The 6,680-nt window shown below is 71.5% G+C and carries 6 protein-coding genes and 1 rRNA gene; all 7 read right to left on the reverse strand.

Annotation, left to right across the window (positions count from 1 at the left end; all coding sequences use genetic code 11):
• Positions 1-37: 37 nt before the first annotated feature.
• Complete coding sequence (recN, locus tag RS82_RS10625; RefSeq protein WP_045299151.1) at positions 38-1,729, reverse strand: DNA repair protein RecN; 1,692 nt, start codon at positions 1,727-1,729, stop codon at positions 38-40.
• Complete coding sequence (locus tag RS82_RS10630; protein WP_045299153.1) at positions 1,726-2,742, reverse strand: NAD kinase; 1,017 nt, start codon at positions 2,740-2,742, stop codon at positions 1,726-1,728. Before RS82_RS10630 ends, recN begins: the two co-directional genes overlap by 4 nt.
• On the reverse strand, positions 2,739-3,539 hold the full coding sequence (locus tag RS82_RS10635) for a TlyA family RNA methyltransferase (protein ID WP_045299155.1): 801 nt from the start codon (positions 3,537-3,539) through the stop codon (positions 2,739-2,741). Before RS82_RS10635 ends, RS82_RS10630 begins: the two co-directional genes overlap by 4 nt.
• Entirely contained in the window at positions 3,536-3,694 is a 159-nt protein-coding gene (locus RS82_RS21520) for a hypothetical protein (protein ID WP_169748688.1), read from the reverse strand. The genes RS82_RS10635 and RS82_RS21520 overlap by 4 nt, the downstream gene beginning before the upstream one ends.
• 53 nt (positions 3,695-3,747) lie before the next feature.
• Positions 3,748-4,782 (reverse strand): HAD-IIA family hydrolase, encoded by a 1,035-nt coding sequence (locus RS82_RS10640; RefSeq protein WP_045299157.1) that lies wholly within the window; start codon positions 4,780-4,782, stop codon positions 3,748-3,750.
• A complete protein-coding gene (locus tag RS82_RS21815; protein WP_045299159.1) occupies positions 4,782-6,512 on the reverse strand; it encodes a hypothetical protein in 1,731 nt (576 codons plus the stop codon). The genes RS82_RS10640 and RS82_RS21815 overlap by 1 nt, the downstream gene beginning before the upstream one ends.
• A 91-nt stretch (positions 6,513-6,603) precedes the next feature.
• Positions 6,604-6,680 (reverse strand): 5S ribosomal RNA (rrf, locus tag RS82_RS10650); the annotation flags it as partial.

Raw genomic sequence — 6,680 nt, forward strand, 5'->3', positions numbered from 1 at the left:
TCGCGGAAGCTGGGACACGCGGGGGCCGCCCCCGCGATCAGTCGACTTCGGTGCGCAGGCTGAGCAGCTCGCGTGCATGGGTGAGGGCGGCGTCCGAGTCGGGCATGCCCGACAGCAGACGCGCCATCTCGGCCTCGCGGTCGGCGCCGTCCAGGCGACGGACATCGGACGCCGTGACCGAGCCGTCGTTCGCCTTCACCACCGTGAGGTGGTTGGCGGCGAACGCCGCGACCTGCGCGAGGTGGGTGACCGCGATCACCTGCGACGACTCCGACAGGCGCGCGAGGCGGCGGCCGACCTCGATGGCGGCGGCGCCGCCGATGCCCGCGTCGACCTCGTCGAAGACGAACGTGGGCACCGGATCGACGGCGGCGATCACGACCTCGATCGCGAGCATGACACGGCTGAGCTCACCGCCGCTCGCACCGCGCGAGACGGCCCGCGGCTCGGCGCCCGGGTGCGGCGCCAGCAGGATGGCGACGTCGTCGCGCCCCGACGCGGACTCGGTGCCCGCCGTCACGGCGACCTCGAGGCGCGCGTCCGGCATCGCGAGTGCCCGCAGCTCGGTGCTCACGGCGCTACCCAGCCGGGCGGCCGCCTCGGTGCGAGCCGCGGTGAGCACACCCGCGGTCTCGTCGAGGACGGATGCCGCGGCATCCCGCTCCGCCGTCAGCCGGTCGATGCGATCGGAGTCGTCGTCGAGCTCGGCGAGGCGGGAAGAGCCGGTGTCGAGCAGCTCGATGGCTGCGTCGAGCGTGCCGTGCGCGCGGACCAGGCCGGCGAGCACGGCGCGGCGCTCTTCGACCGCGGCGAGCTCGTGCGGCCCCGATTCGTCGAGGTCGGCGAGGTAGCCCGCCAGCGCTGCGGCGATATCGGCGACGCGGTAGCCGACGTCGGCAAGCTGCCCCGCGAGCTCTGCCAGCACGGGGTCGTGCACGCGCTCGAGGGCGCGGCGCGCCTCGGCGAGCAGCGCCCCGGCGTCGGGTTCGTCACCCTCGCCGGAGAGCCCGTCATGAGCGGTCGCGGCGGCGACACGGAGCTCCTCGGCGTTCGCCAGACGCTCGGCGCGAGTCGCCAGCTCGGCGTCCTCGCCGGGTTCCGGCGCGGCCTGCTCGATCTCGGCGAGCTGGTTCCGCAGATCTTCGGCCTCACGCGCCCGCGCGTCGCGGTCGTCGGTGAGCTCCGACAGCTCGCGGTCGATCGCACGCCAGTGTTCGAACGCCCGGCGGTAGGCGTCGCGTGCGGTGTGGACTGTCTCGCCGCCGAACCGGTCCAGCGCGTCACGCTGTGCGGCCGCGGATCGCAGTCGCAGCTGATCGGACTGCCCGTGCACGACGACGAGCTCGTCGGCGAGATCGGCGAGCACTCCAGCCGGTGCGGCGCGGCCGCCGACGGACGCCCGGCCCCGGCCCTCGCTCGAGATCGACCGGCCTATGTACAGCTCGGCACGACCGCCGCCGATCGGCTCGACGTCGCCGCCCGCCTCGCGCACGCGCGCGGCCACCGCTCCGTCCTCGGGGACGATCCACACGCCGTCGACCGTCGCCTGGGCGGCGCCCGCGCGCACGGCGCCGGAGTCGGCGCGCTGACCGAGCAGCAGCCCGAGTCCCGTCACGACCATCGTCTTGCCGGCACCGGTCTCACCGGTGATCGCCGTGAAGCCCGCGCCGATCGGCAGCGTCGCCTCGGCGATCACCCCGAGGTCCCGCAGGCGCATCTCCTCGATCACGGGGCGACCTCGCTGCCGACGATGTCGGTCTCGACGTCGTCGACGACCGCAGCATGCGCCTGCGACTGGGTGGGCAAGACGCCCGTGATCGCGGCCGGACCGCGCCACCCCTCGACGGGGAGGCGGAACTTGCGCACGAGGCGGTCGGTGAACTGAGCGGGGTGCAGGCGCGCGAGGCGCACCGGGCGATCCGACCGCCGCACCACGACGCGCGCGCCCGGAGGCAGGTCGTGCGACCGACGCCCGTCGCACCAGAGGATGCCGGTGCCGTTGGTGCGCTCGAGCACCTCGATCGCCACAGAGTGCTCGGGGCCGACGACGAGGGGCTTGGCGAAGAGTGCGTGGGCCGACAGCGGCACCACGGCGATCGCCTCGACGGTCGGCCAGATCACGGGGCCGCCCGCGGAGAAGTTGTAGGCGGTCGACCCCGTGGGTGTCGAGACGACCATGCCGTCGCAGCCGAACGTCGACAGGGGCCGGCCGTCGATCTCGACGACGACCTCGAGCAGGCGCTCACGGCTGGCCTTCTCGACCGTCGCTTCGTTGAGCGCCCACGTCTCGTAGATCACGGAGTCGCCGGTGTCTTTCACCCGCACCTGGAGCGCCATGCGCTCCTCGACCTCGTAGTCCCGCGCGATGACGCGGCGGACGGCCTCATCCATGTCGTCGCGCTCGATCTCGGCGAGGAAGCCGACGTGGCCCATGTTGATGCCGAGGACCGGCGCACGCCCTTCGCGGACGAGTTCGGCGGCCCGCAGGATCGTTCCGTCGCCACCGACGACGATCGCGAGCTCGATGTCGGTCACCGGCACGTCGATGCCCAGTACGGCGACGTCGGCCAGCGAAGGCCCCGCCTGCACGAGGTCCTCGCCGTCGTCGAGGGCGAGGACGGGCCTGGCGCCGGCGGCCCGCAGCGCGGCGACGACCCGCTCCGCGGCAGCGACGGTGTCGGCGCGATGGGCGTGCGCCACCACGAGGATGCTGCGCTGGGCCTCGGTCTCGGCGTCGTTCATCGGCTCCCCGCCAGTCGGTTCACAGTGCTCAACCATTCTGTCGGATTGCTCCCCCGCCCCGGCGCGAGGTGCGCGATGAACTCGGAATTGCCATGGGTACCCGCGAGCGGGGAGGAGACGACACCGCACGTTCCGAGGCCCACGTCCCACGCCGCCCACAGCACGCGCGCGACCGCGTCGGCGCGCAGCACGGGGTTGGTCACGAGGCCCCCCTTGACCGCTGTGCGCCCGACCTCGAACTGCGGCTTGATCAGCAGCACGAGATCCGCATCGGATGCTGCGACCGCCCGTGCTGCAGGAAGAACATGGGTGAGCGAGATGAACGACAGGTCGCCCGTGATCACCGAGGGCTCTTCGGAGACGCTGCTCGCCTCGGCGAGCGAGTCGGGGGTCATGTAGCGGACGTTGAACCCCTCGACCGCGACGACACCAGGATCCTCGGCGACGGATGCTGCGAGCTGCCCGTGACCGACATCCACGGCGATCACCGGCTCGGCGCCGCGCTCGCGCAGCACCTGGGTGAAGCCGCCGGTGGACGCGCCCATGTCGAGCGCCACGCGGCCGCGGACGTCCACCTGGAAGGCGTCGAGGCCGGCGATGAGCTTGTGCGCCGCACGGCTGACGTAGTGGTCGGAAACAGCCACGTCGATCAGGCTCTCGTCGCCCACGGGAGTCGAGGCCTTCACCACGGGGCGGCCGTCGACCGTCACGAGCCCATCCGCGATGAGGGTCGCGGCGTGGGTGCGGGAGCGCGCGAGACCCCGGGCTGCGAGAGCGGCATCGAGGCGGCTCGTCATGACGGGGTGCCGGGGGTCGCCTCGAGGCGACGGGCGAGCGTGTCATGCAGCGTGTCATACGCTTCGGCACGCGTGGCCAGCGGCTGCGCCTCGATCACCTCGAGAGTCGACAGCAGATCGCCGTGCTCGTCCTCATGCGCGTCGGCTCCATCCATGTCCCCAGAATACGGGGGCCCACCCGACACTCCCCGCTTTTCCGCGGCGAGGATCAGGGGCGGTGGAACGGATCCGCGTAGAGACGCTCGGGCACGCGGAAGCCGAAGATCGCGCGCCCCGTCGACCAGATCGCCGCCGCGCCCGCGCGCACGAGATCGACCGGCATGCCCTCGCTGAGGATCCGGATGTCGGCGCCGTCGATCGCGACACGAGCGTCTCGCACTGTGGCGACGCCGTCCTTCACCTGAACCTCGGGGTACGGTTCGTGGAGCTCGCGGAGGTCACCGAGGATGTACGTCGGACGCGAGTTCTCCGGTGCTGCCAGCACGTGCTTCGGACGGTCCACGCCGGTGAGCACCAGGGCAGACGCAATGCCGGCACGGTTGGCGCCGAGGATGTCGGTGTCGAGGCGGTCACCCAGGAACAACGGATGCTGCGCCTCGAACCGTGCGACCGCCTCCTGGAAGATCGGCACCTCGGGCTTGCCTGCGACGGTTGCGAGCCGGCCGACTGCGGTGTGCACGGCCGAGACCAGGGTGCCGTTGCCGGGCGCGATGCCGCGCGACTGCGGGATCGTCCAGTCCGTGTTCGTGGCCACCCATGGGATGCCGCCGTCTTCCTCGGGCGTCTTGAGGGCGAACGCCGCCTCAGCCAGCTGAGTCCAGCCGACCTCGGGCGCGAACCCCTGCACGACGGCCGACGGCGCGTCGTCGGCGCTGCGCGTCACGACGAACCCGGCCTTCTCGACCTCGACGACGAGACCATCGCCGCCGACGACGAGCACAGTGGACCCGGGCGCGATCTTCTCCGCGAGCAGCCGCATCGCGGCCTGCGGGCTGGTGACGACGTCACGCGGAGTGGTCGCGAGCCCGAGCTCGCTCAGATGCGCCGCGACCGAGGCATCCGTGCGCGAAGCGTTATTGGTGATGTACGCGAGCGAGCGGCCGTCGCGGGCGCGGTTGAGGCTCTCGACCGCGTGCGGCAGAGCGCCGGCACCCGCATAGACGACCCCGTCGAGATCGGCCAGCACCACGTCGACGCCGTCGAGCGGGGCGGGCGTCGCAGCCCGCCGCCCGAACAGCGCCATCAGCGGTCGGCCTCGTCGTCGCCGGACGCGTCGACCCCTGCCTCCACGAGGATCTCGGCGACCTCGTCGTCGACGGAGATCTCCTCGGGCTCCGTGGCGTCGGGCTCGGACTCGTCGAGGTCCTCAGGCGTGTCGGCCCCGGCGTGAGTGTCGTCGGAGTCGTCGTCCTCGGCGAGAATGTCGTCCGAGTCGTCGTTCTCCTCCTCTTCGTCGTCGAGGTCCATCTCGATGACCTCCTCGACGAAGACCGTCTCGAGATCGCCGAGACCGGATGCCGCGTCGATCGCCTCTGCGGCGACCACGGCACGACGCTGCCACTGCGCCGCCTCTTCCGCGCGGCCGAGCTCCTCGAGCACCGCTGCCCGGGCCGCGAACAGCGCCGGGCTCCACTCGAACGCACGATCGGGATCGAGCTCGGGGATGTCGAGTTCATGGAGCGCGCGCTCGGGCTCGCCGAGGTCCAGACGGGCGCCCGACATCGCGATCGCCAGTTCGACGCGTACGGGCGTCTCGAGAGTGGAGCGGTCGACGGCACGGCCGACCTCGAGCGCACGATCGGCGCGCCCGACGCCTCGCTCGCTGTCGACCATCAGGGCGATCTGGTCGTCACGCCCCGAGATGCGTCGGTATGTGCGCAGCTCGCGCAAGGCGAGCGCGAAGTCGCCCGTCGCGTACGCGGTGATCGCGAGCGTCTCGCGGACGACGGCGATGCGACCGGCACGGCGAGACGCGGACAGCGCGTGCTGATGCGCCAGCATCGGGTCCTCGTCGATCAACTGCGACGCCATCACGAGGTGACGCGCGACCTCCTCGGCGTTCTCCTTGCTCAGAGTCTTCAACTCGTTGCGTGCAGCCGGCGGCAGATCGCGGCCGGTCACATCCTCGGGAATGACCGGGTCGTCGTGCCGGGCGCGGACGGGACGGATCTCGCCCTCGCGCACGGCACGGTCGGGGCGGTCGGCTCCCCCGCGAGTCGGACGCGCAGAGCGCTCGTACGGCTTGCGGTCGTCGTCGCGCTTGACGTAAGGGCGGTCGCCGTCACGCTTGACGTAGGGACGGTCGCCGTCCCGCTTGACGTACGGACGGTCGCCGTCACGCTTCGCGTAAGGACGGTCGCCGTCTCGCTTGACGTAAGGGCGGTCACCCTCGCGCTTGACGTAGGGCTTGTGGTCACCGTCACGCTTCGCGTAGGGACGGTCGCCGTCACGCTTCGCGTAGGGACGATCACCCTCGCGCTTGACGTACGGCTTGTGGTCGCCGTCACGCTTCGCGTAAGGACGGTCGCCGTCGCGCTTCGCGTAGGGACGGTCGCCGTCGCGCTTGACGTACGGCTTGTGGTCGCCGTCACGCTTCGCGTAAGGACGGTCGCCGTCGCGCTTCGCGTAGGGACGGTCGCCGTCGCGCTTGACGTACGGCTTGTGGTCACCGTCACGCTTCGCGTAAGGACGGTCGCCGTCACGCTTGACGTACGGACGGTCGCCGTCACGCTTCGCGTACGGCTTGTGGTCACCGTCGCGCTTCGCGTAAGGACGGTCGCCGTCACGCTTCGCGTAGGAACGCTCACCGTCGCGCTTCGCGTACGGCTTGTGGTCGCCTTCACGCTTCGCGTACGGCTTGCGATCTGCGTCGCGGTTCGTGTGCGGCTTGCGGTCAGCGCCGGCCGACGAGGGCTTTCCGCTGGATCGTTCGCGCGGCGCGCGTCGATCGTCGCGCGGCTCCTGCTCTGCCATTCTTCGATCCTCCAGGATCCGTTCTACGTCGGCAATCCACCCTGTTAACGCGGAATGGCCACCCGTGGGGGTGGCCATTCCGTGAATGGGTGTCCGGCGGTGTCCTACTCTCCCACAGGGTCCCCCCTGCAGTACCATCGGCGCTGAGAGGCTTAGCTTCCGGGTTCG

Source organism: Microbacterium trichothecenolyticum (genome assembly GCF_000956465.1).
Lineage (GTDB): Bacteria > Actinomycetota > Actinomycetes > Actinomycetales > Microbacteriaceae > Microbacterium > Microbacterium trichothecenolyticum.